We start from the raw sequence: 24,693 nt of genomic DNA on the forward strand, positions 1-24,693 counted from the left end.
GGCTCCGGCCGGGGCCGCTGCGGGACGCCTGGGACCAGGTGGCGCCGCTGGACCCGGCCGCCGACCGGCCCGCGGCGCTGACCACCGCCGGTGCCGCCGGGGTCGAGGTCCTGGACTGGCCGCCGCCCGGCGTCCCCGGGATGGACGCGCTGAAGGAACGGCTGGTGCGCTGGGGCTGGGACCTGCTCGACCAGAGCACCCAGGGTGCCCTGACCGCCGGAGGCGGCGCGGCGCCGGACTGGTCACAAGTGTCCGAAGTGGACACCTTGCTCTCGGGGCGGTCCTCGCTCGCCTGGCCGGTCAGGCCGGGAGGCAACCTGGCCGGCGTCGACGGTGGCTCCTACCACGAGGTCGATCTGAGCGACCCGATCTTCGACATCCTCACGGTCCGCAGCCGCTGCAACGTGGACTTCGCCCGGAACCGGATCGCCGGAATCACCCTGCAGCTGCGCTACGGGACGCATCGCCACGACGTGCTGTTCACCGACAATGCGGTCACCGACACCTTCCAGGCCGTGGTCGAGCCGACGCTGGGCCGGTCGTACGCGTACGGCGCCGTGGTCCAGTTCGCGGGCACGAGCCACCGCCTGGAACTGCCGGAGGTGACCGCGCAGGGCGAGCAGCTCCTGCTCTCCACCGGGGACGTCGGCTGGGTGCTCATCGACGTCGACGGCTCGGCGATCGACTGGGAGCTCACCGACGTCGTCGAGATCCACCTCACGTACGCCGACGCCGCCCGCGGCGTCCCGGCCCAGGAGGACACCGTCGTGCTGCGGTCCGCGGCCCCGATGGCCTCCTACGAACGGGCGATCTGGGTGCCGGTCGACCAGCCCTGGCAGTACCGCGCGGTGCACGTCCTGCACGACGGACGCCGGGTGGAGTCGCCGGCGCGGACGCACAGCAGCCGGGTGCTGATCGTGCCGCCGGCGTTCGCGCACACGCTCGCCGTCCGGTTCACCGTCCCCGGCGGGTTCGCCGGCGTGGCCCAGCACCTCGTCGAGTGCGAGCACCGGCCGGCGCCGGACGCGCCCGTCGTCCATGAGTTCCACCAGCTGACCCCGGCCACGCCGGAGGCCACCTGGACGGTCGGCCTCGTCCCGGACGAGCCGGCGACCTTCCGCTACAAGGTCACCAGCACGGCCACGGACGGCTCGGTCCGGCCGTACGACTGGGTCGACGCCGAGGGATCCCGGACCGTCGCGATCGGACGGCAACCGGCGAGCCTGCTGGAGGTCACCGTGGCCGCGGACCTCCTCGACTACGCCGTGGTGAAGCTGGCCCAGGTCTCCCTGCAGCACACCGGACCCGGCGGCCGGCCCGAGACCAAGAACATGCTCTTCCAGTCCAGCCGCTCCGGTCAGCAGGTCTGGACGCTGCCGCTGGAGGCGGGCGACCGCCCGGCCTACACCTGGAGCGCGCAGTACTACCTCACCGACGGCAGCCGGCGCTCGACCGCCGCGGCCGACTCGACCGACCACGTCCTCGTCCTGACCGTGCCACCCGCCTGAGTCCCGAGAGGGAGCATCCGATGCTCAACCTGTTCAGCAAGTTCATCGTTCCGGGCGTGGACCACGTCGAGATCTTCCAGGACGACGAGGACGCCCTCCAGTTCTGGATGCTGCCCGGCAAGCCGTCGCTGGTGACCGCCGCGGACGGGCTGCCGGCCATCTCGCTGATGACCTTCGCCCGGGACCTGTCCCTGATGGCCGACAGCTCCTCGGCGCTGCCGTCGGGCGAGACCGAGGGCGGCGTGCTGAACATGTCGCTCGAGCTGTCGGTCAGCCAGGACGACCAGGCCAAGATCCTCGACTACATCCGCAGCGACATCCTCGGCGGCCGGCGGTCGATGATCATGCCGATGATGCGGGCCGGGGGCGTCGTCTCGTTCGCCCGGCGGGCGGCCGTCGCGGGCACGCCGAAGCTGTCGTACCCGACCTGGGTCGACGGCACGGTGAAGTTCACGGTGCTGCCGGCCTCCGGGCTGACCTTCGTCAAGGGCATCGAGGGCAGCGACCACCCCTCGCTCACGAGCACGAACATCGTCAGCTACACGGCGCTGCTGGGACAGGAAGGCGTACGGCTGCTGAAGTCCTCGGCCGAGGACGGCGTCTTCCCCGGGGTCATCAACTACGCGCTGACGTACCAGGTCCGGATCCCGAACATCCACATCAGCATCACCGGCGAGGCCTCCGACATCTACGACGAGCTCAAGGACCACGTCACGATCCAGGAGACCCAGGGCGGCCGGCTGGTGCGCAGCTACCCGCAGGTGAGCAGCCTCAAGGAGCTGCAGACCAAGATCGTGAGCCTGCACATCGAGTACGACAAGAACAACTTCCCGGCGATGCCGGGGCAGGACCAGCACGCGGTCGACGACGCCAACAAGGCGCTCGAGGACCTCGTGCTCGACATCGCCCAGGGCTACCTGAAGGACCACTTCTTCACGCCGGCGTTCTCGCCGGACATCGACAAGAAGCTCGGCACCGACCCGCTGCAGAACTTCAAGCCGGCCGGGGCTCCGGTCACCGGCGGGAACCAGCTGTGGCTCAAGGACTTCGAGCAGCACATGGACGGGCACCTCGAGTTCACTCTGGACGGTCGCATCTCCCAGCCGATGCCGACCTATCCCAACGCCCTGCTGTACGAGGTCGTCACGCCGGAGGTCATGGCCAAGCGGATCACCACCGCCGACCTGAACACCCCGATCTTCCACGTCCTCGACGTCCCGGTGCGGGTCACCGCCGACTTCGAGAAGGACCCGATCGCGGCGATCACCGTGACCCTCGACTACAAGGAGACCGACGAGCGGACCGGCGACGTGATCGCGCACTCCTCGACGTTCACGTACGAGACCGGGGACGAGGTCTTCTACTTCCGCACCACGCTGGCCAAGAACGCCGACGGGTCGCCCAAGGACACCTACCGCTACAGCAGCCGGCTGAACTACAAGGCCAGCACGCAGGCCGTGACGACGCCGGTGGTGGACAGCCGGGAGCGCAGCCTGATCATCGGCTACGACGGCCTGAGCTGCGTCCAGGTCGACTGCATCGTCGGCGGCGTGCCCTGGGACGTCGTCGACCGGGTCGACGTCCGGTTCCGCTACCCCGGGCTGAACGCGCCGTCGGCCACCGAGCGGATCTCGCTGGCGGCGAACGACACCGCGAACAAGCGCTGGTTCACCTACACCGGCGGCAATCCCTCGCGCGAGTACGAGTACCAGGTCTCGTACGGGCTCACCGGCGGGCACACGATCTCGCTCGACCCGGTGCGCGACACGACCAGCCGGCTGACCATCGACGGCCCGTTCACCGAGCAGCTGGACCTCAGCTTCACCTCACAGGGCGTCTTCCCGCCGATCTCCGTCATCAACCTCAGCACCCGCTACACCGACGAGGCCCACGGCTACGGCGTCACCGAGACGCACGCCTTCACCGCCGCGGCCCAGACCTGGGAGTGGACGGTTCCCCTGCTGGACAAGGGTCTGCGCGAGTACGAGTACCGGTTCGACGTCACCTACGCCGACGGCTCGACCAAGCAGGGCAGCTGGCTGCGGACCGCGGAGACCAGCATCAACATCGGCGACGTGACCAGCAAGATGATGGCCGTCGACGTGGTGCCGACCCTGCTGGACATGACGAAGTGGAAGCTCGTGCTGGTCGGCCTCAGCTACACCGACGCGGCCAGCGGCCAGAAGCAGGCGAAGAACCTGCAGTTCACCCCGGCCGGCAACACGACCGACCCGGTGACCTGGACGGTGGCGCTGCACGACGAGAACGCGACCGTCTACACGTACACGGTCCAGGGGTTCGCGGTGGACGGCAGCAAGAAGACCGTCGGCCCGGTCGAGACGTCCGCCAACCCGCTCGTCATCGAGCTGTAGGGGCCCGGCGATGGACACCACCGCGGAGATGCGGATCGGCAACCTGTCCGCCGACCAGTTCCAGCCCGTCGCCCGGCTGGCCCGGGTCGACCGGACCGAGATGCTGGCGCAGCTGCGCAAGCGCCGGGTCACCGAGCCGGTCCCGGACCAGACGATCTGGGTCGGCCCGGACGGGGGCACCACGCAGGACCCGATCCCGACCTCGTGCGACGTGCTGTGGACGCTGGGCGGCAGGCAGTACTTCGTCCCGGCCGCGGTGATCGCGCGCCGGTCCCCGACCTCGGCGGTGCCGGCGGTCTTCGTCGACCGGGTGAGCGGGGGCTGGTCGCTGCGCCTCGTGCTCGAGTTCCGCCGGCACCCGAACATCCCGGCCGACCAGGGCGAGCCGCTCGCGATCGGCGGCCTCACCCTGCGGCTCTACTGCCCGCTCGACGGCGGCGGCGAGGACTCGCTGCCGATCACCGACATCACCGAGCAGACGCCGATCGGGGCCGGCGTGGTCCGCCGGCTGGTGGCCCGCGTCCCGGTCACGAGCACCTGGCTCGAGCGGATGCGGACGATGCCGGGCAGCGTCCTGCTCGTCACCGGCACCGCGGCGGTCGGCGGCCCGGACCCCACCGCGGCGGTCGGCGGCCCGGACCTCACCGCGCTGGCCGCGCCCCAGGAGTCCCTGCTCTTCCGGGGCGGCGGCACGATGCTGCGCTGGCGGCACCGGCCGGCCCCGGACCAGCTGCCCACGATCATGCTGACCGTCGAGCCCAGCGGCGCCTCGATGTACTTCCGCCGCGACGACCCCGCCGGCGACCCGGTCTACGCGCAGTTCGACGGCAAGGGCAGCGGCGAGTGGGTCCTGGGGCCCGGCGGTGCCTGGCAGACCGCGCCGGCCGCCGGCCAGTTCTACGCGCTGCCCACCGAGTACCGGCTCGCCTTCGACGTCGAGCACTCCCAGCCCGCGGTGACCGTGCTGCTGCTGGAACCGCCGGCGCCCGCGCCGGGGCAGCCGTCGGCGGCGTACCGGGCCCGGATCCGGTTCAAGCTGGTGCCCTGGTTCGACCCGCAGCTCGTGGACACGCTCCGCCGGGACATCAGCGAGTCCACCGGCGTCGTCTATCCCGAGCTCGTCGTCGGCGGCTACCAGAGCGCGGACTTCGCGACCTCGACGCTGTTCAACGACCTCGGCGGCACGGTGCTGGGCCAGGGCGACGCGTCCACCGCGGTCGACGGCCGGGGTTTCGAGCTCGTCTTCGAGTGCAGCATGGAGTTCTACACGCTGATGTGCGGGCTGCTGGCGCCCGCGCACGGGGCGCCGACCGGCCTGGAGGGCCGGGTGCGCTTCACGCTCGCGGCCCAGGCCGAGGGCGGCAGCCCGACCGTGCGCGACGTGCCGGTGCGGATCCGGCTCGACCTGCCGGCCGACGACTACCTCACCTTCGAGCAGGTGCCGCTGCCGGACCCGGTGACCTGGCCGCCGGGCTGGGTGCCGCCGGTGTACGCGCGGGTGCGCAACCTCGCCGCCGGTGACGCCGACGTCGGCGCCGCGGTGGCCGTGCTGCTGGTCGAGAGCCGCGACGACGAACCACCGGACGCCGCGGTCGCGGCGCTGGCCGTGCCGGCCTCGTTCCGGGTGCCGGGGGTGGGTACGCCGGTCCCGGTCGCACCGGCCCGGCCCGTACCGCCTCCGCCGCCGGCCTTTCCCGGGCCGCTCGTGATCGACACCCATCAGGCCAAGCCCGCCGTCCGGACCTTCCAGAAGCGGCTGGTCGAGCTCAAGATCCTCAAGCCCGCCGACGTGGACGGGTATTTCGGGGACTTCACCGCGGCGATGACCAAGCGCTTCCAGCGCGACGTCGGTCTGCCCGTGACCGGTGAGGTCGACGCGGCGACGTGGGCCGAGGCGTTCCCGATGACACCGCCGCCGCCACCGTCGGCCGGGCCGGGCGAGGTCGTGCTGACCCTGGCCGCCCAGGGCGGGAGCGCGGTCGACCCGAGCACGATCGGGGCGCTGGCGCTGGGCTTCGCCAAGGTCACGCTCCGGACCGAGGCATCGGCCGTGCTGGAGAAGGTGCACCAGCTGGCCGCCGCGACCACGGCCGCCACCACCGTACGGGTGCGCAGCGTCCAGCTCGCGCACCCCGAGAGCCTGCCGCCCGGCCTCACCGACCTGTACCAGCTCGACGTGCAGATCCGGCGGGACCAGCGGCCGCCGGTCACGGCCTACCTGACCCGCGAGGAGCCGGACAAGACCGTGACGCTCAGCCTGCTGATCGGCGACCTCGTCGCCGGTGTCGACCCGCAGCAGCCGACCTTCGACTGGCGGCGCCGCAACGTGTCGCCGGCCGGTCCGGGCGAGTTCTCGGAGTGGGAGACCGTCACCGGCCGGGAGCTGTTCGCCACCCCGGTGATTCCTGGAGCCCCCGATGTCAGCTGACGACGTCCCCGGCCTGGCCGATCCGCTGGTGCTGCAGGACCGGCTCTACCTGCGCTGCGCGGGCGGCACCCGGGTGGTACGGCCGCCGGCCGCGCCCGCGCTGCTCGGCGCCCCGGGCCTCGCCCTCTACCGGCACGACGACGGTGAGCCCCGCGGCGGCGGCGTCCTGACGCTGACGCTGGACCTGGGCGCGCCCTCGGACCCGGGCGACGCGGCCGACGCCGCGCTGCCGGCGCAGATCCAGGAGGTGCTCGCCCCGCAGCACGCGGACGGCGAGGTCCGCCTGGTGCTGGGCGAGCCGCTGGCGAGCGCCCCGGTGGCGGCCGGCGTCCGGCCGGTCGTCGCCCTCGCCGCCGGCCTGGACATCACCCGGGCGACCCTGCTGCGCAGCCTGGTCGGCCCGGGCACGCCGCCGGGCCTCGGCGCCACCGCCACCGGGACGCTGGTCGTCAGCGGCGGCCCGCGCGGCCGGGTGGAGATCGACCGGGACGGCGCCCGGGCCGAGCTGGCCGGAGCGGCGGGGCTGACCGACGGCGACGTGGCCGATGCCCTCGACCGGCTGCTGAAGCTCGGCCTCGTCCGGGTGACGCTGGCGGAGAGCTTCGCCGCGTACCCGGGCTGGCCGCCGCTCGCGTTCGCCGCGGCCGCGCTGTTCGAGCCGGCGGTGACCGCGCACCCGTGGACCGCGGTGCCGGGCCTGCGGCTGCCGGGGTACGCCCCGGATGCCCGGTGGCAGCCGGCTTCCGGCCGTCCGGGCGGCGGCCCGATGGTCCTGACCCTGGACGGGAACCGGCTGCCCTGGGCCGCCGCCGCACCGCTGCCGCTGGACCAGGTCGCCGTGACCGAGTGGGACCTGCCCGGCTCGCGCGTCCGGCAGGTCGACGTCATGGTGCTCGGCCCGTGGCCCGCGGACGTCGCGGATCCCGCCGTCCAGGTACGGATCGGCGACGGTCCGGCGACCACGGTTCCGCTGACGGCGGAGCGGCAGTCGGTACGCCTGGTGCCGCCCGCGGGCGGGCCGGGCGACCACTCCTGGCGGGTCACCGCCCGCCGCGGCGACCACGCGGTCGCCGGCGCCTGGGAGACCACCCGCAGCAGGGAGCTGGTCGTCCGGGCCGACCAGCAAATGCTCGACGACAACCGATGACCGACGAACGGGGAGCAGTGGGATGAGCGCGATCGACGAGAAGTGGCGGCAGTGCCAGTGGCTCGGAGCCCCGGTGGACGAGGGCGCGGGGAGCGGGGAGATGACCCTGCGGGACGGCCACGGCCGGGCCCGCGACTACCAGAACGGGTCGATCTTCTGGACCCCGGAGCTGGGCGCGCACGAGGTGCACGGCGACATCCGGGTGAAGTGGGCGCGGCTGGGCGGCGAGCGCGGTCTGCTCGGCTACCCGGTCACCGACGAGCTCGGCTGCGGGCCGGGCAACGGCCGCTACAACCACTTCACGGGCGGGTCCGTCTACTGGACCCCGGACCTCGGCGCCCACGAGGTGCACGCGCAGATCCGGGACAAGTGGGCCGAGCTGGGCTGGCAGAGCAGCACGCTGGGCTACCCGACGAGCGACGTCCGGACCGAGGCGGGCCGGCTGTCCTGCGGCTTCGAGGGCGGCACGATCGTCTGGACGCCGGCCGGGGGCGCCGTGGTCGGCCAGCGCATCGACTGACGCCCGCACTCAGATCCGCACACTGACGAACGAGAGGACCTTCGCCATGCCCGAAACCGTGCTCAACGCCGACGGGTCGACCACCGACTGGAACGACGACGGGTCGGCCACCACCAGCTGGCCGGACGGAACCGTCCGGGTCGACTACCCGAACAACTCCTCCACCACGACGTACCCGGACGGCCGGGTGCTCAACGTCTACGCCGACGGCAGCCGCGACTTCAACGACCAGTACGGCACCGCGCTGGACCCGGACACCGGCCAGCCGCTGTCCGACCCGGGGCCGGTCGTCACCCCGCCCGTGGACGCCGAGGAGATCGTCACCGACGTCCTGCACGGGGCGCACGCGCTGAGCTCGCTGGCCGACGCCGTCGGGATGCTCGGCAGCGTCGAGGTGCTCGAGGTGGTCGCCGAGCCGATCGACGGCGTGCTCACGGTGGCCGTGATGGCCTTCGAGGTCTGGAAGGCGCTGGAGGCGGCCAACCGCGCCTACGCGACGGCCGGCTACTGCTACGGCCTGATGTACGGCGCCCTGGACCTGGGGACGCCGGAGTACCCGGCCGGGACGTACTCGCTCGACAGCGAGGAGACGATCGCGGTCAAGCGGGAGAAGTTCGCCGACGGGATCAAGCAGGCGCAGGCCGAGCTCGACGACGGGGCCAACGGTGTCCTGCTGCGCAACAAGATCCTGCTGCGGACCGCGGCCAGGAACAGCGACCCGAACGCCGCCATCGACGAGATCTGGCAGGCGTCGTGCCGCAAGACCGACAACGAGTTCTACGCCGGCCACCTGCGGCTGATGTGGCCCGGCACCGGAATCACGGAACGGTAGGGGAGCGTCATGGACGAACCGGTTCTGCGTACCGGATCCCAGGGTGACTGGGTGTACTACCTGCAGCAGCTGCTGGCCCAGGCCGGGTACGACCCGGGCGGCCTGGACGGCGACTTCGGTCCCGGCACGCTGGCCGCGGTGCAGGCGTTCCAGCGCGACTACGGGCTCGGCGTCGACGGCGTGGCCGGACCGGCGACCTGGGCCGCGCTCACCGGCGTCCCGGCCGACGGCGGTGCCGGCGGCGGCGGTTCGGACGGCGGCGGGGTCGCCTCCGACGCCGTGCCGGAGTCGCTGGTGACCGCGGGCGCCCCGGCGACCCTCTCGGAGTGGTCGGACGCCGAGAAGGAGGCCTTCTTCGAGGGGACGGTCTCGCAGAGCGACGACGCCGGGGTACCCGAGGACGTGCCCCTGCTGGCCATGAGCGACCTTCCGTCCGATGGGGGTGTCATCGCATGAGCGCCGACACGATCGTGAACGTGGCCAAGGCGGCGTGGGACGTCTTCACCGACGACGCCCCCTCCGTCGACATCAAGGGCTCCACGGCCAACGCCGTGCCGAAGGTCGACGACTGGCAGGACCTGCGGGGGACCCGCGGCCCGATGTGGCTGCAGCAGAGCTGGCAGCGGATGTGTGCCTGGCCGATGGAGGACTACATCGTCGCCGAGTTCACCTTCGTCCTGAAGTGGGACTACGGCGCGACGTACCACGGCGGGGGGGCCTTCATCCCGAACATCTGGATCGAGGTCCCGCACTACGACATCTTCTGGGGCCAGCACGTCTTCCTGTCCCTGACCGTGCACAACCCGACGAACGCCAGCACGGTCCCGAACGCGCCGCTGGCGCGGGTGCCGGTCACCATCGCCGGCACCGCCCGCAACAGCCTGCGGGACCTGCACGTCGAGTGGAGCTACAACCTCTACGGCAACGGCCGGTACGAGCGGACCTGAGCCCGCGCGAGGGGGCCGGCCGGCGGTGACGCCGGCCGGCCCCCTCGTCCGTCCTCAGTGGACGCTGCCGCTGCCGTGGATCTCGCGCGTCGGGTGCTCGTCCACCCGCTCCGGCGGGGACAGCAGGGTGATCGGCCGCTCCACCGCGGCAGCGTTCGGGATCGACTCCGCCGCGACGGCGGTCAGCGATCGGGTCCAGTCCTGCCAGACGGTGATCTCCTCGGCGGAGAAGACCCGGTACATCGGCCCCTCCGGGCCCAGCAGCTCGAAGAAGGGGCTCTTCTCCGGCTCCCCGGGCACGATCCGCCCGCTGCTCACCAGCGTCGCCAGCAACCGGTCGGGGTCCGCGAACAGGTCGTTGAGCAGGGTGCCGCCGAGCTTGCGGGTGCCGTGGTTCAGCCGCGCCTTCGGCGCCCGGTCCGCGACCATCGCGGCCACCCGCTGGGCCGGGGTGGGCGCCTGCCGCAGCTTCTCCGCCACCTGCTGGCCGAGCTCGCCGGTCGTCGCGAACGCGACGTACCCGGTCCAGATCCGCTCCCACTGGTCCTGCCGGGCCTCGTCCCCGAGGTCGACCCGCACCTGCTCCAGGTGCCGCTCGACCGCCTGCTGGGCGAGCGCGCCGTGCCCGGAGGCGGCGTTGTCGATGGCCACGTGCATCTCGTAGAACCGGGTGTCGATCCCGAAGTGCCGGTTGAGCAGCACCTGGCTGCGCAGCTCGATCGAGGACCACTCCAGGTACTGCGTCATCCCGAGCAGCTCCGGGAAGTAGTCCTGCGGGAACTGCGAGACGACCAGCTGGAACAGCGGGAGCGTGTACGCGGCGTCCACGATCCGCGGGTCGTCGGCGTAGTCGCGGGAGCGCAGGTCGGGCAGGTCGAGATCGACCGAGCGGAGCAGCTCGGTGTAGATGGTGGCGTGGTTGCGGTCGGGGTCGCCGCCGCCGATCTCGTCGGAGTAGATGGAGAACAGCAGCGCCTGCACCTCGTTCATCGGGCCGACCGGGGCGATGCTGCGCAGCCAGGCGCCGTCGGTCTGGTTGAACGGCGCCATCTGCAGCAGCCACTCGATCACGTCGGCCCGGGTCCGGCGGGTCCAGCCGCGCTGCGCCTCGTACCGGGCGACGTCGTCGGCCAGGCCCTGGTAGATCTGGTCCAGCCGCTCCCGGAACGCCGCCGGGCTGTACGGGAAGGCCTGCAGCTCCGGCTCCAGCGAGCCGTCGGCCAGCGTCGCCCGGGCCGCGCCGAGGAACCGCTCGGCCAGCGTCCGCGCGGTCGGCAGGAAGTCCTCGTACGAGTCGAGGTTCAGCATGATGTGGAAGTAGTCGCGGTCCCGCAGCCCGGTGTAGTCGTCCACGGTTCCTCCTTCAGTGGTCGGCGGGGGTGACGAACAGCTCGCGGCCGGTGGTGGTCTGCCAGGGGCTGAACTCGCCCGGGCCGGCCGTGCTCAGGTTGCGGCGGCGCCAGCCGACGCCGGGCTGCTGCGGATCGGCGCCGCCGACCAGGTCGCCGATGAGCAGGGCGAGGGCGACCGTCTTGTCCGGCTCGGTACGGGTCAGGAAGACCGTCACCGGCGCCCGCCGGCCCAGCCGGACCTCGATCTCCAGCCCGTAGAGGTCGGCCAGCGGCGCGGGCAGGTTCTCCGGGTGGGCCAGCTGGTAGCTGGTGACCCGGACCGAGGTGGGCCGGGTCGTGGCGGTGGCCAGCTCGTGCACCTGCTCCAGGACGGCCGTCGCGGAGGCGGCGACCGTGATCTCGGTGAACCGCAGGTCGAGCGCCGAGATCCGGTCCGCGACCACCGGCACCGAGGTGGTCAGGCTCAGCGTGGCGCTGCTGCCCTCCGACCCCGCGGCGGCCAAAGCGAGCGGCAGCGGCTGCGCGCTCAGCGGAACCGGGTACGTCAGCGGCTGTCCGGCGACCACCAGCGTGCCGGCCGCGCCGGTGGCCGTGACCGCCGCCCGGGCCAGGTTCCGTACGGTCGCGGTCAGCTCGTGGACGGACCCGGCGCCGGTCGGGACCGGCTGCACCGGCAGGTACCCGTCGGCGAGGACGTCGAGGCGGACGTGCACGGGCACGTCGCGGGTCAGCCGGCTGTCCGCGCCGGTCGGCAGCGTGAAGCGGACGTGCCCGTCGAGCCCGGTCGGCACCCCGGTGGCGGGCGCGAGCATCGTGCACAGCAGCGTGTAGAACTCCATGCTGCAGTCGAAGACCAGCTCGAACCCCTGCGCGTCGATCGCGGTCGTCCCCTGCCCGAGCACGTCGCCCCCGAGGCTCCCGAACAGCGTGCTCGGCGTGAACTCGACGGCGTCGTAGCCGCCGGTCACCAGCACCGGGTACGGCGTCCCCTCGCTCTCCGCGATGTCCGTGCGCAGCTGCCCCAGCAGCTCCGGGTCCCACCAGGGCACGAGGTGGAACCGCACCCGGACCCGGTACTCGCCGCCGTCCGCCTCCGGCGCCAGCAGCAGCACGGTGACGGCCGGCAGCCCGTGCTCGGGGTCGAAGGCCAGCCGGTACTCGTGCGGCAGCGCGCCGAAGTCGCCGGCCGCCGTGCGTGCCCACGGACCGGCCGGGCCGACGACCCACACCCCGGTGGCCGTGCCGGCGGTGCCGTCCACGGCGGCGTAGACGGGCCCGTTGGCGCGCTCGGCGAGCGGGAAGGAGAAGGGCAGGTCGCCCTTGGGCCCCAGCAGGCTCCCGACCCGCTCGGGGTCGTACGGCACGTCCTTGCGGCTCTCGGCCTGCACGGCCGCGTCCGACCAGGCGTACCGGGGCCGGCCGGAGACGGCGAGGGTCATGCCGGTCTCGGTCTTGAGCAGGTCGATCCAGGCCCGTTCGACCGGGCCGCTGAGCACGATCTGCCGGATCACGTCCGGCCCTTCCGGCGCCTCGTCCTGCATCGTGGTGAGGGTCGTCAGCTCGCCCGGGCGGGGCGCGCGCAGGCCCGCCCGCAGCTCGACGTCGAGCGGCACGGCCGTGGCCGGGATCGTGCCGGGCCGGTAGAGCTGGAGGGTGACCCGCAGGAGCCAGCCGTCGCCGGCCGGCTCGACGGTCACGGCCGGCACCCGGGAGGTCGGGGTGCGGGTCGCGACCCGGGCCAGCGGATAGAAGTACTCCCGGCCCTCGAACGGGGTCCCGGCCGCGCCCGGGAAGGTCGTCTCGCGTTCGTACGGGAGGGCGTCGAGCGTGGGGACCGCCGGGGCCTCGTAGGCCAGCGTGGTCACCGGCCGCGCGACCGGCCCGACCGGGCCCAGCTCGACCACCGGCCCCGGTCCGGCGCCCGGGAGCGCGGTGATCGTGAACGTCGGAATCTCGGGCATGCCGTGTCCCCCCAGCGTGGTCCTCGCCTAGCAGAGGGCCCGGGCGGGCCGGTGATACGGCGGGCCCGGTGGCGAGGTAGTTGTGCGCGCTACATTCTCGGGACGGTTGCCGGGTGGGCGGAGGACGAACGTGGTCGTGTTCGACGACGGGGTCGCGGAGACGGAGCTCCCGGCGGGGAGCCTGGTCGAGACCGACGTGGTGGTGGTCGGATCGGGACCGGCGGGGGCGTCGGCGGCGCTGTTCCTCTCGACGCTCGGCGTACCGAACATCATGATCACCAAGTACCGGTGGACGGCGAACACCCCGCGGGCGCACATCACGAACCAGCGGACGATGGAGATCTTCCGCGACGTCGGCGTCGAGGACCAGGTGCTGGCCGAGGCCACCCCGCACGAGCTGATGGGCGACACGGTCTTCTGCACGTCCATCGCCGGCGAGGAGATCGGCCGCATCCTCACCTGGGGCACCCACCCGGCCCGCGAGGGCGACTACCGGCTCGCCTCGCCCAGCCTGAACTGCGACATCCCGCAGACGTACCTGGAGCCGATCCTGGTCCGCAACGCGACCGTGCGGGGGACGCAGAGCCGGTTCTCCACCGAGTACCTGTCCCACGAGCAGGACGCGGACGGCGTCACGGTGCGGGTGCGCGACCGCCTGACCGGCGCCGAGTACGGGATCCGGGCCAAGTACCTGCTCGGTGCCGACGGCGCCCGGTCCGCCGTCGCGGCCGACCTCGGGCTGCCGATGCAGGGGCAGATGGACGTGGCCGGCTCGATGAACATCACGTTCACGGCCGACCTGGCCGGGCTCGTCGGGCACCGCCCGTCCGTCCTCTACTGGGTCATCCAGCCGGGCGCGGACGTCGGCGGCATCGGCGCCGGCCTGGTCCGGATGGTGCGGCCCTGGACCGAGTGGCTGATCGTCTGGGGGTACGACATCACTCGGCCGCCGCCGCAGGTGGACGTCGCGGCCGCGACCGAGATCGTGCGGAACCTGGTCGGCGTACCGGACCTCGAGGTCGAGATCACCGGCACGTCCCTGTGGGGCAACAACGAGCAGTACGCGACGAGCCTGCAGCAGGGCCGGGTGTTCTGCGCCGGCGACGCCGTGCACAAGCACCCGCCGAGCAACGGGCTGGGCTCCAACACCTCCATCCAGGACAGCTACAACCTGGCCTGGAAGCTGGCCGCGGTGCTGCGCGGGCAGGCCGGGCCGGAGCTGCTGGACACGTACACGGCCGAGCGGCAGCCGGTGGCCCAGCAGATCGTCACCCGGGCCAACCAGTCGAGCCGCGAGTTCGGCGGGTTCTTCGACGCGCTCGGGCTCGGCCCCGGCCAGACCGAGGAGCAGATGCGGGCCGCGATCGACGAGCGGAAGGCCAACACCCCGGCCGGGCTGCGCAAGCGGGCCGAGCTGCGGGAGGCGATGGAGCTGAAGAACTACGAGTTCAACGCGCACGGCGTCGAGCTCGGCCAGCGCTACGACTCCACCGCGATCGTCGGCGACGGCACGACGCCGCCGGCGCCGACCCGCGACCCGGTCCTCTACTACCAGCCGACCACGACCCCGGGCGCCCGGCTGCCGCACGCCTGGGTCGGCGACGCGCGGCACACACTGTCCACTCACGACCTCGCGCCGTACGGACGGTTCACGCTGCTGACCGGGATCGCCGGCGAGGCCTGGGCCGCGGCCGCCGACGCGGTCGCCAAGCGCCTGGACGTGCCGCTCGCGGCCGTGCTGATCGGCCCCGGCCGGGAGGTCGACGACCTCTACTACGACTGGGCCGTGCAGCGCGAGGTCGAGGAGAGCGGGGCGCTGCTGGTCCGGCCGGACAAGCACGTCGGCTGGCGCGCGCACACGCTGCCCGCGGACCCCGAGGAGGCGCTGCTGTCGGCGCTGCGCGCGATCCTGCACCGGCCGGCCTGAGGTGCGCTTCGCCCACCGGACCCGGGGCCAGCGGGTCGTGCTCGACGCGGGCGCGGCGGCCGAGCGGGTGCTGGCCGAGCTGGACCGGCTGGCGCCGGCGGCGGTGCTGGTGATCGGCAGCGACCGGCAGGCCGCGCTGCTGGACGCGCTGGCCGACCGGACCGCGCTGCGCTGGACCGAGGTCATCCAGCACGTGCCGGTCGCGCTGGCGGACCGGGCCCGGGCCGCCGCGGCCGAGCACGGCGTCGACGTCGTGGTCGCGATCGGCGGCGGGTCCGCGATCGGGCTGGCCAAGGCGATCGCGCTGGACCGGCCGGCCCGGATCGTGGCCGTGCCGACGACGTACGCGGGCTCGGAGGCGACGAGCGTCTGGGGCCTGACCGACGCCGGGGGCAAGAAGACCGGCACCGACGACCGGGTGCTGCCCGAGACCGTCGTGTACGACCCGGCGCTCACCCTCTCGATGCCGCCCGACCTGGCCGCCGCCTCCGGCCTGAACGCCGTCGCGCACTGCGTCGACGCGTTCTGGGGGCCGAGCACCGACCCGATCGACGCGGCCCTGGCCGGGGAAGGCCTGCGGGCGCTGAACGAGGGCCTGCGCGCGCTGGTCGCCGACCCGGCCGACGTCGACGCCCGCGGCCGCACCCAGTACGGCTGCTACCTCGCCGCCGTCGCCTTCGGCTCGGCCGGCTCCGGGATGCACCACAAGATCTGCCACGTCCTCGGCGGTCGCTTCGACCTGCCGCACGCCGCGACGCACGCGATCGTCCTGCCGTACGTGCTGGCGTACAACGCGGGATCGGCCCCTGAGGCCGCGGACCGGATCGCCACCGCGCTGGGCGCTGCGGACGCCGTACAGGGGCTGGAGGACGTGCGGGCCGCGCTGCACGCGCCGCGGGCGCTGACGGACATCGGTCTGCGCGAGCAGGATCTCGCGGCCGCGGTGGAGGCCGCCCTGCCGGCGATCCCGGCGTCCAACCCGCGACCGGTCGACGCCGCCGCGCTGGCCCGCCTGCTGCACGCCGCGTGGGCCGGAGACGAACCAGGAGAGCTGACATGAGCGACCAGGAGACGCGCGAGCGGGAGCTGACCGACACGGTCGTGGCCAGCTTCGCCGGCACCCCGGACGAGCGCCTGCGTACGGTGGTCGGCGCGCTGACCCGGCACCTGCACGCGTTCGCCCGCGAGGTCCGGCTCACCGAGGCCGAGTGGGGCGCGGCGATCGAGTTCCTCACCGCCGCCGGGCACATCACCGACGACAAGCGGCAGGAGTTCATCCTGCTCTCCGATGTCCTCGGCCTGTCGATGCAGACGATCACGATCAACCACGCGGTCTCCGGCGCCGTGACCGAGTCGACCGTGCTGGGGCCGTTCTTCGTGGCCGGGTCGCCGGCGATCGAGTCCGGCGGCGACATCGCGTTCGGCGCCTCCGGCGAGCCCTGCTGGGTCGAGGGCACGGTCGCCGACGAGGCCGGCAACCCCGTCCCGGACGCGCTGCTGGAGGTCTGGGAGGCCGACGACGACGGCTTCTACGACGTCCAGTACGCGGGGGACGAGGTCGCCGCCCGCGGGCACCTGCGGACCGACGCCGAGGGAAACTACCGGTTCTGGGCGCTGACGCCGACGCCGTACCCGATCCCGGACGACGGCCCGGTCGGCCGGCTGCTCGCGGCGACGAACCGGTCCCCGATGCGGGCGCCGCACCTGCACTTCATGGTCAGCGCGGACGGGTTCCGGACGCTCATCACGCACATCTTCGTGGCCGGCGAGTCGCTCGACGGCGACAGCGTCTTCGGCGTCCGGGCCTCGCTGGTCAAGGAGTTCGAGCGGTCAACGGGTCCGACGCCGGACGGGCGGGCGGTCGCCGGATCCTGGACGCGGACGCGCTTCGACATCGTCCTGGCGCGCGGCTGAGGCCAGCCGCTGGGCGGCGATGCGATGCACCAGCAGTGCCAGCACGGCCATGCCGATGGCGAGGACGATCGCGTACACGATCACGTGGTCGTAGCCGTGCGGCCGCGGGTCCAGGAACGGGTACGGGTAGAAGTGCGCGACCGGCCCGCGGATCAGCGAGTAGGCGAAGTAGACGAGCGGGAACGCCAGCCAGGCCAGCGCCCTGGCCCGGGACGACCGCGTCCAGGGCGGCAGGAACAGCCAGTCCACCAGGATCAGGATCGGCAGCACCTGGTGCAGCACCGAGTTCGTCCAGGGCGCCGGCAGCTCGACGTCCACGGTGGACAGCAGCGCTGCGTACACGATCCCGGTGATGACCATGTAGAGCGTCACCGCGCCGCGGAAGTACGCCCAGCGCTCGGCGCGGGGATCGCGCACGCCGCCCACCGCCAGCACCACGATCGCGAGGATGTTGCTCTCGATCGTGAAGAAGCTGACGAAGTTGGCGACCGTGCCGCGGCTCGTGACGAGCGCCGTGATCACCGCCGCGGCGCCCAGTGCGGCCACCGCGACCCGCAGGACCCGGATGATCAGTACCCCCATGTGGGCAGCGTCCCATGAGATCACGCAGGATGGGACCGTGACCGAGACCCTGGAGCTGGCGCCGGCCCTGACCCGGCCCGACCTGCTGGCCGACCCCGTCCTCGCGGCGTTGCGCGGCGCGGCGGGGGAGCAGCCGGTGGAGCAGATCGCGGTGGCCGCCATCGACCCCGAGCTGGCCGACACCGCCGCCTTCTGCGAGCGGTACGGCGTGGCCCTGCAGGAGTCGGCCAACTGCGTCGTGATCGCGGGGAAGCGGGACGGCGAGGTGCGCTACCTGGCCTGCGTCGTGCTCGCCACCACCCGGGCCGACGTGAACGGCATCGCCCGCAAGCGGCTGGACGTCCGCAAGGCGTCGTTCGCGCCGATGGACGACGCGGTCGCCGCGACCGGCATGGAGTACGGCGGGATCACGCCGATCGGGCTGCCGCTGGGCTGGCCGGTGCTCGTCGACCGGGCCGTGGCCGAGGCGGGTTCGGTCGTGATCGGATCGGGCGTGCGGCGCTCGAAGCTGCGGCTGCCGGGGCCGGTGCTGGCCGCGCTGCCGGGTGTCGAGGTCATCGACGGCCTCGGCCGGTGACCGTCACCATCGGCGTCGAGGAGGAGTTCCACCTCCTCGACCCGGTCCGCCGGGTGCCGGCCGAGGACGCCGAGCGGGTGCTGGCGGCGGCCGAGTCGCTGGGCCTGACGATCGAGCCGGAGCTGCAGCTCTCCCAGATCGAGGTCGCCACCGGGATCTGCACCACGTTGCCGGAGCTGCGGGCGCAGATCGCCGAGCACCGCCGGGCCGCCGTGGCCGCGACCGCGGACGTGGGGCTGGCCGTGGCCGGCTCCGGCTCGCTGCCGGCGGCGCTGGACCTGGCCGGCCAGCCGTACCCGAAACGCCGCTACCAGCGCCTGATCGCCGAGTACGCGGAGGTCGGCCGGGAGCAGCTGGTCTGCGCGATGCAGACCCAGGTCGGCGTCGAGGACCGGGAGCAGGCGGTCGCGGCCCTGCCGTACGTCGGGGCCTGGCTGCCGGTGCTGCTGGCGCTCTCGGCGTCCTCGCCGTACTTCGACGGCGAGGACACCGGCTACGCCTCGTACCGGTCGGTGCTCTGGTCGCGGTGGCCGTCGGCGGGGCCGCCGCTGGCGTTCGCGAGCGCCGCCGAGTACGACGAGACGGTCGCCGCGCTGGTCGCCTCGGGCACGGTGGCGGACCCGGGGATGGTGTATTTCGACGTCCGGCCGTCGGCCCGCTACCCGACCCTGGAGGTCCGGATCTGCGACGCGGTGCCGCTGCTGGACGACGCGGTCACGCTGGCCGGCCTGGCCCGGGCGCTGGTCGTCACCGCGCTGCGGACGGTCGACGGGTCCGGCCCGGAGTTCGTGCCGCCGCGGCCGGAGCTGGTCCGGGCCGCGCGCTGGCGGGCCGGCCGGTCCGGGCTGTCGACCGTGCTGATCGACCCGCGGACCGCTGCCGCCGTCCCGGCCCGGGCGGCGGTCGAGGCGCTGCTGGAGCACCTGCATCCGGCCCTGGACGAGCTGGGCGACCGGGACGCGATGGCGGAGGGGGTCGCGGCGATCCTGCGCCGCGGGACGTCCGCGGACCGGCAGCGGGCCGCGTACTCGCGGCGGGAGTCGCTGCCGGACGCGGTTGACGACCTGCTGGCCGAGACCCTCATCGGGCTCTGACAGCGAGAGGGGCCGGTGCGGACACCGGCCCCTCTCACTTCCCCTCAATACCTACGCGGTCCGGCGACGCCGTCCCACGAGGCTCAACCCGATGCCGGCGCCCACCAGCGCCACTCCGATCCCGATCAGCGGGACGGTCGAGTTCGATCCGGTCGAGGCCAGCACCGGCGGTGCGGGCGGCGCGGCCACGGTCGGCACCGGCGCGACCGGGCCGGCGCTGACGGTCGGCGCCGGGACCGCCGGCATCGTCGTCGTCTGCGACGGCGTCGGAGCGGCGGTGGTCGTCCCGGTCTCCGTGGGCGTCGGAGCGGCGGTCGTCGTCCCGGTCTCCGTGGGCGTCGGAGCGGCGGTGGTCGTCCCGGTCTCCGTCGGCGTGGGCGCCGTGGTCCTCGGCGTCGGCGTCGGCGCCTCGCACGGGATCGGCTTCCCGTAGCTGTCCACGAACCGGAAGATCGAGCCCTTGATCAGCTGGCCCTTGTGCCCGGTGGTCGTCGTGACCGTGGTGATCTCCGGCGGCAGGTAGAGGTCGACCTGCACGGCGCCGCAGCCGGGCAGCGCGACCGACAGCGTGGTGGTCCCGGTGCCGGCGACCGTGCCGACCGCGGTCTCGCCGAACAGCGTCTGCGGCAGCGCGGTCTTGTCGAACACCGTGCCGGCCCAGGTGTCAGGGACGGTGTACGCGGACAGCAGCACGTCGCTGCAGAGGGCGGTCCCGGGCCTGGCGTGCACGGTCGCGGTGCCGTGCACCGCGTCGAGCGTGCCGGCCAGCTGGTCCGGGGTCGGGTTGGTCTGGCAGTCGGCGGCACCCGACTGGGTCGCGGAGGCGGGGACGGCGTACGCGAGCACACCGAGGCCGACGACGGCGAACGCGACGGCGAGGCGACGAGCGACGGACATGGATCTCCAGGAGGGGAGGTCCGGCCGGGCCTGGGGCCGGGAGGGGTCGTTGGACGGCGGAACACTAAGCGCTCACACCGGGCCGACCCGGGTCCCGAACGGGTGAATCACCCTAAGCACCGATAAAATCGCTGTCCGTCGATCAGGGCAGGTCAGACCCTGTACATCTGCAAGGATCGTACGGCGGGAAGCCCTTACAGGCGGGCGGTCAATGCGGTGGCGGCGGCGGTCACCAGCGGGGCGAACCGAGGCCCCGGACGGCGGGTCAGCCGCTCCACCGGGCCGGACACGGAGATGGCCGCGACGACATCGCCGGCGTGGTCGCGGATCGGCGCGGAGACCGAGGCGACGCCGGCCTCGCGCTGGGCCACCGAGTAGGCCCAGCCGCGGCGGCGGACCTCGGCCAGCGCCCGCGGGCCGAACCGGACGCCCGGTGGTTGCTCGTCGTCGGTCCAGGCCGCGAGCACCTGGGCCGCGGACCCGGCGGTCATCGTCAGCCGGGCGCCGACGGCCACCGCCGTCCGCAGCCCGCTGGTCCGCTCGGCCGCGGCGACGCAGACCCGCTCGTCGCCGTCGCGCCGGTAGAGCTGGGCGCTCTCGCCGCTGCGGTCCCGCAGCCGGGCCAGCACCGGGCCGGCCGCCGCCAGCAGCGGGTCCGGGGCGCTGCGGGCCAGCTCGGCCAGCCGCGGGCCGGGCACCCAGCGGCCGCCGGGATCGCGCACCAGCAGCCGGTGCGCCTCCAGCGCGACCGCGAGCCGGTGCGCCGTCGCTCGCGGCAGCCCGGTCGCCTCGACCAGCTCGCCCAGCCCGACGGGCCCGTGGGCGGCGGCGTCGAGCACGGCAACGGACTTGTCGAGCACGCCGACTCCGCTAAGCTGTCCCATGAATCAAGATGCTAGTCCCAAGATGTGAGATGAGGCGAGCGCGGATGGCCGGCACACTGGCCGAGAAACTGTGGGAGTCGCACGTGGTGCGCCGGGCCGAGGGCGAGCCCGACCTGCTCTACATCGACCTGCACCTCGTGCACGAGGTCACCAGCCCGCAGGCGTTCGACGGGCTGCGGCTGGCCGGCCGCACGGTCCGCCGGCCCGACCTCACCATCGCCACCGAGGACCACAACGTCCCGACGCTCGACATCGAGCTCCCGATCGCGGACAAGGTCTCGGCCACCCAGGTGGAGACGCTGCGCCGCAACTGCGCCGAGTTCGGCGTCCCGCTCTACCCGATGGGCGACCGCGAGCAGGGCATCGTGCACGTCATCGGCCCGCAGCTGGGCCTGACCCAGCCCGGCCTGACCATCGTCTGCGGCGACTCCCACACCAGCACCCACGGCGCGTTCGGCGCCCTCGCCTTCGGCATCGGCACCAGCGAGGTCGAGCACGTGCTGGCGACCCAGACGCTGACCCAGCGTCCACAGAGGACGATGGCGGTCACGGTCGAGGGCGAGCTGCCCGAGGGCGTCACCGCGAAGGACCTCGTGCTCGCGCTGATCGCGAAGATCGGCACCGGCGGCGGCCAGGGTTACCTGGTCGAGTATCGCGGGGCGGCGATCGAGGCGATGTCGATGGAAGCCCGGATGACGATCTGCAACATGTCGATCGAGGCGGGCGCCAAGGCCGGGATGATCGCCCCGGACGAGACCACCTTCGCCTACCTCAAGGGCCGGCCGCACACGCCGCAGGGGGCCGACTGGGACGCCGCGCTGGCGTACTGGCGGACGCTGCGCAGCGAGCCGGACGCGACGTTCGACCGCGAGGTCGTGCTCGACGCGGCGTCGCTCTCGCCGTTCGTCACCTGGGGGACCAACCCGGGGCAGGGTGTGCCGCTGTCCGGGCGGGTCCCGGACCCGGCCGGGATGACGGACGCCAACCAGCGCACGGCGGCCGAGTCGGCGCTGGCGTACATGGGGCTGGCGGCCGGGACCGCGATGCGCGACGTCGCGGTGGACACGGTGTTCCTCGGCTCCTGCACCAACGGGCGGATCGAGGACCTGCGGGCCGCGGCCGCGGTGATCCAGGGCCGCACGGTCGCCGGCGGGGTGCGGATGCTCGTCGTGCCCGGCTCCATGCGGGTCAAGGAGCAGGCCGAGCTGGAGGGGCTGCACGAGGTCTTCCTCGCGGCCGGGGCCGAGTGGCGCTCGGCCGGCTGCTCGATGTGCCTGGGCATGAACCCCGACCAGCTCGCGCCGGGGGAGCGCTCGGCCAGCACCAGCAACCGCAACTTCGAGGGCCGGCAGGGCAAGGGCGGCCGGACCCACCTGGTCTCGCCGCCGGTCGCCGCCGCCACCGCCGTCACCGGCCGGCTGACCGCCCCGGCAGACCTGTAGAGAGAGGGCCGCAGACATGGAGAAGTTCACCGTCCACACCGGCCGGGTGGTCCCGCTGCGCCGCAGCGACGTCGACACCGACCAGATCATCCCGGCCGTCTGGCTCAAGCAGGTCAGCCGGACCGGCTTCGGCGCCGGCCTGTTCTCGGCCTGGCGCTCGAAGGACCCGGGCTTCGTCCTGAACCGGGACGAGTACGCGGGAGCCACCGTCCTCGTCGCCGGCCCCGACTTCGGCACCGGTTCCTCCCGCGAGCACGCCGTCTGGGCCCTGCAGGACCACGGGTTCAAGGTCGTGCTCTCGCCCCGGTTCGGCGACATCTTCCGCGGCAACTCGCTCAAGGCCGGGCTGCTGACCGTCCTGCTGCCCGAGGACGTGGTCGAGGAGCTGTGGGCCCGGGCCGAGAAGGACCCGGCGTCCGAGGTCACCGTCGACCTGCAGAGCCGGGAGGTCCGCTACGACGGGACCGCGGTGCCCTTCGAGCTCGACGACTTCACCCGCTGGCGCCTGCTCAACGGCCTCGACGACATCGGCCTGACGCTGACCCACACCGCCGACGTCGACGCGTACGAGGCGACCCGCCCGTCGTTCACACCGACCACGGTGCCGGTCGGCTGAGCGGTGACGACCTCCTGGGACGCCGAGCTCTACGCGGCCAACACCGCCCACCACCGCCGGCACGACAGCGACGTCCTCGGCGGGCTGTCGCTGCCGGCGGGCTCCCGGGCGCTCGACGTCGGCTGCGGTGTCGGTGATTTCACCGCCGGGCTGGCCGGGCTGGGCGAGGCCGTGACCGTGCTCGGGGTGGACGCCGACCCCGGCATGGTCGCGACCGCCGCGCAGCGGTACGGCTCGGCGTCCCTGTCCTTCGAGGTCTGCGCGGCCCAGGAGCTCGACCGGGTGGTGCCGGCGGCCTCGGTGGACGCGGTGTTCTCGGTCGCGGCGCTGCACTGGGTGCCCGCGGCCGACCACCCCGGCATGCTGGCCCAGGTCCGCCGGACGCTGCGGCCGGGCGGGTTGTTCCGGGCCGAGTTCGGCGGCGCCGGGCAGATCGCGCCGGTGAAGGCGATCCTGGACGAGGAGTCGGCCCGGCTCGGCGGCGGGCCGGCCGGCTGGTTCTTCCCCTCGCCCGAGCAGTACCGGCCGCTGCTGGCCGCCGCCGGCTTCGCGGTGCCGGCCGCGGAAGGCCCGGCCGGGAAGGGGCCGGCCGACGGCGGCCCGGCCGACGGGGCTCCGGCCGGGGGGTGGGTCCGGCTGCTGCGGCAGGTCCGGGAGTTCCCGGCGGCGGAGGGGATGCTCGGCTGGCTGCGCTCCCAGACCTTCCCGGCGTACGAGCCGGTGCTGCCGGCCGGGGCGTCGGCGGAGTTCCGGGCCCGGTGCGAGCAGCGGGCGGCGTCCGAACTGCGGCGCGCCGACGGAAGTTTCGACATTGATTTCGTCCGCCTGGACCTGCTCGTACGGCCCTCCTGAGGGGTGAATCGCCTGTCCCGTAGTGGTTTCCGGATGTGAATTCGCGGGAACTGCTTGCGACACAGGCGTTCCGTGGGCAGTCCGGTGTTTGTTTTGCGCCGGATCGACGCTTACCGTTCGCCTCAGATCGGCGCGAAGAAAGCCGAGACCTGTCCCGGGAGGACCAAACAGTGAACAAGGCACAGCTGGTCGAAGCGCTTTCCACGCGCCTCGGCGAGGACAAGAAACGCACCCAAGCCACGGTCGACGCGCTGCTCGACACGGTCTACCGGACCGTGCAGAAGGGCGAGAAGGTCGCCCTGACCGGGTTCGGCGTGTTCGAGAAGCGCGACCGCGCGGCCCGCACGGCCCGCAACCCCGCGACCGGCGAGAAGGTCCGGGTCAAGAAGACCTCCGTGCCGGCGTTCCGCGCGGGCCAGGAGTTCAAGAACGTCGTGAACGGCTCGAAGAAGCTGGCGAAGGTGGCTCCGGCCAAGGCGGCGGCGGCGACCGCGGCCAAGTCGACCGCGAAGGCGGCGCCGGCGAAGGCGACGACCACGCGCAGCACCACCGCGGCCAAGGCCACCCCGGCCCGGGCGACGAAGACCGCGGCGAAGGCGACGCCGGCCAAGAAGACGGCGGCGGCGAAGACGCTCGCGACCAAGTCGCCGGCCCCGGCCAAGGCGACGAAGACCGCCGCGGCGAAGACGCTCGCGTCCAAGACGACCGCGACGAAGGCTCCGGCGGCGAAGAAGACGACGGCCAAGGCCACGCCGGCGAAGAAGGCGGCGGCGAAGTCGACGCCGCGCAAGACCGCGGCGAAGACCACCGCGTAGTCCCTCCCCGCGTCAGCGTCCCCGGG

The 24,693-nt window shown here is 73.3% G+C and carries 22 protein-coding genes; 17 read left to right on the forward strand and 5 right to left on the reverse strand.

Going from position 1 to position 24,693, the window contains the following annotated elements:
• From VGP36_23810 to VGP36_23845, 8 genes are all read left to right on the forward strand, one after another.
• Positions 1-1,508 (forward strand): hypothetical protein (locus VGP36_23810; protein HEV7657738.1); only part of this gene is annotated, 1,508 nt, incomplete at its 5' end.
• Positions 1,509-1,528: 20 nt separating this feature from the next.
• Entirely contained in the window at positions 1,529-3,880 is a 2,352-nt protein-coding gene (locus VGP36_23815) for a hypothetical protein (GenBank protein HEV7657739.1), read from the forward strand.
• Between the two features lie 10 nt (positions 3,881-3,890).
• On the forward strand, positions 3,891-6,308 hold the full coding sequence (locus VGP36_23820) for a peptidoglycan-binding domain-containing protein (GenBank protein HEV7657740.1): 2,418 nt from the start codon (positions 3,891-3,893) through the stop codon (positions 6,306-6,308).
• Entirely contained in the window at positions 6,298-7,455 is a 1,158-nt protein-coding gene (locus tag VGP36_23825) for a hypothetical protein (protein ID HEV7657741.1), read from the forward strand. Before VGP36_23820 ends, VGP36_23825 begins: the two co-directional genes overlap by 11 nt.
• A gap of 22 nt (positions 7,456-7,477) precedes the next feature.
• Positions 7,478-7,975: a hypothetical protein gene (locus VGP36_23830; protein HEV7657742.1), complete on the forward strand. Its 498-nt coding sequence runs from the start codon at positions 7,478-7,480 to the stop codon at positions 7,973-7,975.
• 46 nt (positions 7,976-8,021) lie between these two features.
• Positions 8,022-8,807, forward strand: coding sequence for a hypothetical protein (locus tag VGP36_23835; protein ID HEV7657743.1), 786 nt, complete (start codon positions 8,022-8,024; stop codon positions 8,805-8,807).
• Between the two features lie 9 nt (positions 8,808-8,816).
• The gene (locus VGP36_23840) at positions 8,817-9,263 is read left to right on the forward strand and encodes a peptidoglycan-binding domain-containing protein (protein HEV7657744.1); all 447 of its coding nucleotides are present in this window, start codon (positions 8,817-8,819) and stop codon (positions 9,261-9,263) included.
• Positions 9,260-9,754 (forward strand): hypothetical protein, encoded by a 495-nt coding sequence (locus VGP36_23845; protein ID HEV7657745.1) that lies wholly within the window; start codon positions 9,260-9,262, stop codon positions 9,752-9,754. The genes VGP36_23840 and VGP36_23845 overlap by 4 nt, the downstream gene beginning before the upstream one ends.
• Positions 9,755-9,808: 54 nt before the next feature.
• On the opposite strand, the gene VGP36_23850 is transcribed toward VGP36_23845, so the two are convergent.
• Positions 9,809-11,107 (reverse strand): iron-containing redox enzyme family protein, encoded by a 1,299-nt coding sequence (locus VGP36_23850; protein ID HEV7657746.1) that lies wholly within the window; start codon positions 11,105-11,107, stop codon positions 9,809-9,811.
• A gap of 10 nt (positions 11,108-11,117) precedes the next feature.
• Positions 11,118-13,067, reverse strand: a complete 1,950-nt coding sequence (locus VGP36_23855) for a hypothetical protein (protein ID HEV7657747.1) — start codon at positions 13,065-13,067, stop codon at positions 11,118-11,120.
• A 130-nt stretch (positions 13,068-13,197) separates the two neighbouring features.
• Here VGP36_23855 and VGP36_23860 point away from each other — a divergent pair, with 130 nt between their 5' ends.
• Genes VGP36_23860 through VGP36_23870 form a run of 3 tightly spaced genes read left to right on the forward strand, consistent with a single transcriptional unit; the run spans position 13,198 to position 16,908 of the window.
• On the forward strand, positions 13,198-14,994 hold the full coding sequence (locus VGP36_23860) for an FAD-dependent monooxygenase (protein HEV7657748.1): 1,797 nt from the start codon (positions 13,198-13,200) through the stop codon (positions 14,992-14,994).
• Position 14,995: 1 nt separating this feature from the next.
• On the forward strand, positions 14,996-16,054 hold the full coding sequence (locus VGP36_23865) for a maleylacetate reductase (protein HEV7657749.1): 1,059 nt from the start codon (positions 14,996-14,998) through the stop codon (positions 16,052-16,054).
• Positions 16,051-16,908, forward strand: a complete 858-nt coding sequence (locus VGP36_23870; GenBank protein ID HEV7657750.1) for a dioxygenase — start codon at positions 16,051-16,053, stop codon at positions 16,906-16,908. Before VGP36_23865 ends, VGP36_23870 begins: the two co-directional genes overlap by 4 nt.
• Here the strand turns inward: VGP36_23870 and VGP36_23875 are convergent.
• Positions 16,825-17,490: a Pr6Pr family membrane protein gene (locus VGP36_23875; protein ID HEV7657751.1), complete on the reverse strand. Its 666-nt coding sequence runs from the start codon at positions 17,488-17,490 to the stop codon at positions 16,825-16,827. The genes VGP36_23870 and VGP36_23875 overlap by 84 nt on opposite strands.
• Before the next feature lie 37 nt (positions 17,491-17,527).
• Between VGP36_23875 and VGP36_23880 the strand changes: the two genes are divergently transcribed.
• Complete coding sequence (locus VGP36_23880; protein HEV7657752.1) at positions 17,528-18,067, forward strand: YbaK/EbsC family protein; 540 nt, start codon at positions 17,528-17,530, stop codon at positions 18,065-18,067.
• Positions 18,064-19,161: a glutamate--cysteine ligase gene (locus VGP36_23885; GenBank protein HEV7657753.1), complete on the forward strand. Its 1,098-nt coding sequence runs from the start codon at positions 18,064-18,066 to the stop codon at positions 19,159-19,161. Before VGP36_23880 ends, VGP36_23885 begins: the two co-directional genes overlap by 4 nt.
• 51 nt (positions 19,162-19,212) lie before the next feature.
• Here the strand turns inward: VGP36_23885 and VGP36_23890 are convergent, their stop codons facing one another.
• Together VGP36_23890 and VGP36_23895 are read right to left on the reverse strand one after the other, a co-directional pair.
• The gene (locus VGP36_23890; protein ID HEV7657754.1) at positions 19,213-20,058 is read right to left on the reverse strand and encodes an LPXTG cell wall anchor domain-containing protein; all 846 of its coding nucleotides are present in this window, start codon (positions 20,056-20,058) and stop codon (positions 19,213-19,215) included.
• A 194-nt stretch (positions 20,059-20,252) separates the two neighbouring features.
• Entirely contained in the window at positions 20,253-20,942 is a 690-nt protein-coding gene (locus VGP36_23895) for an IclR family transcriptional regulator (GenBank protein HEV7657755.1), read from the reverse strand.
• Between the two features lie 29 nt (positions 20,943-20,971).
• Between VGP36_23895 and leuC the strand changes: the two genes are divergently transcribed.
• From leuC to VGP36_23915, 4 genes are all read left to right on the forward strand, one after another.
• Entirely contained in the window at positions 20,972-22,384 is a 1,413-nt protein-coding gene (leuC, locus tag VGP36_23900; protein HEV7657756.1) for a 3-isopropylmalate dehydratase large subunit, read from the forward strand.
• A gap of 16 nt (positions 22,385-22,400) precedes the next feature.
• The gene (gene leuD / locus VGP36_23905) at positions 22,401-23,000 is read left to right on the forward strand and encodes a 3-isopropylmalate dehydratase small subunit (GenBank protein HEV7657757.1); all 600 of its coding nucleotides are present in this window, start codon (positions 22,401-22,403) and stop codon (positions 22,998-23,000) included.
• Between the two features lie 3 nt (positions 23,001-23,003).
• Positions 23,004-23,852 carry a class I SAM-dependent methyltransferase gene (locus VGP36_23910; protein ID HEV7657758.1) on the forward strand — a complete coding sequence of 283 codons (849 nt, stop codon included), beginning with the start codon at positions 23,004-23,006 and terminating at the stop codon, positions 23,850-23,852.
• Between the two features lie 170 nt (positions 23,853-24,022).
• Positions 24,023-24,667, forward strand: coding sequence for an HU family DNA-binding protein (locus VGP36_23915; GenBank protein HEV7657759.1), 645 nt, complete (start codon positions 24,023-24,025; stop codon positions 24,665-24,667).
• Positions 24,668-24,693 lie beyond the last annotated feature (26 nt).

This window comes from Mycobacteriales bacterium (assembly GCA_035995165.1).
Taxonomy (GTDB): Bacteria; Actinomycetota; Actinomycetes; order Mycobacteriales; family CADCTP01; genus CADCTP01.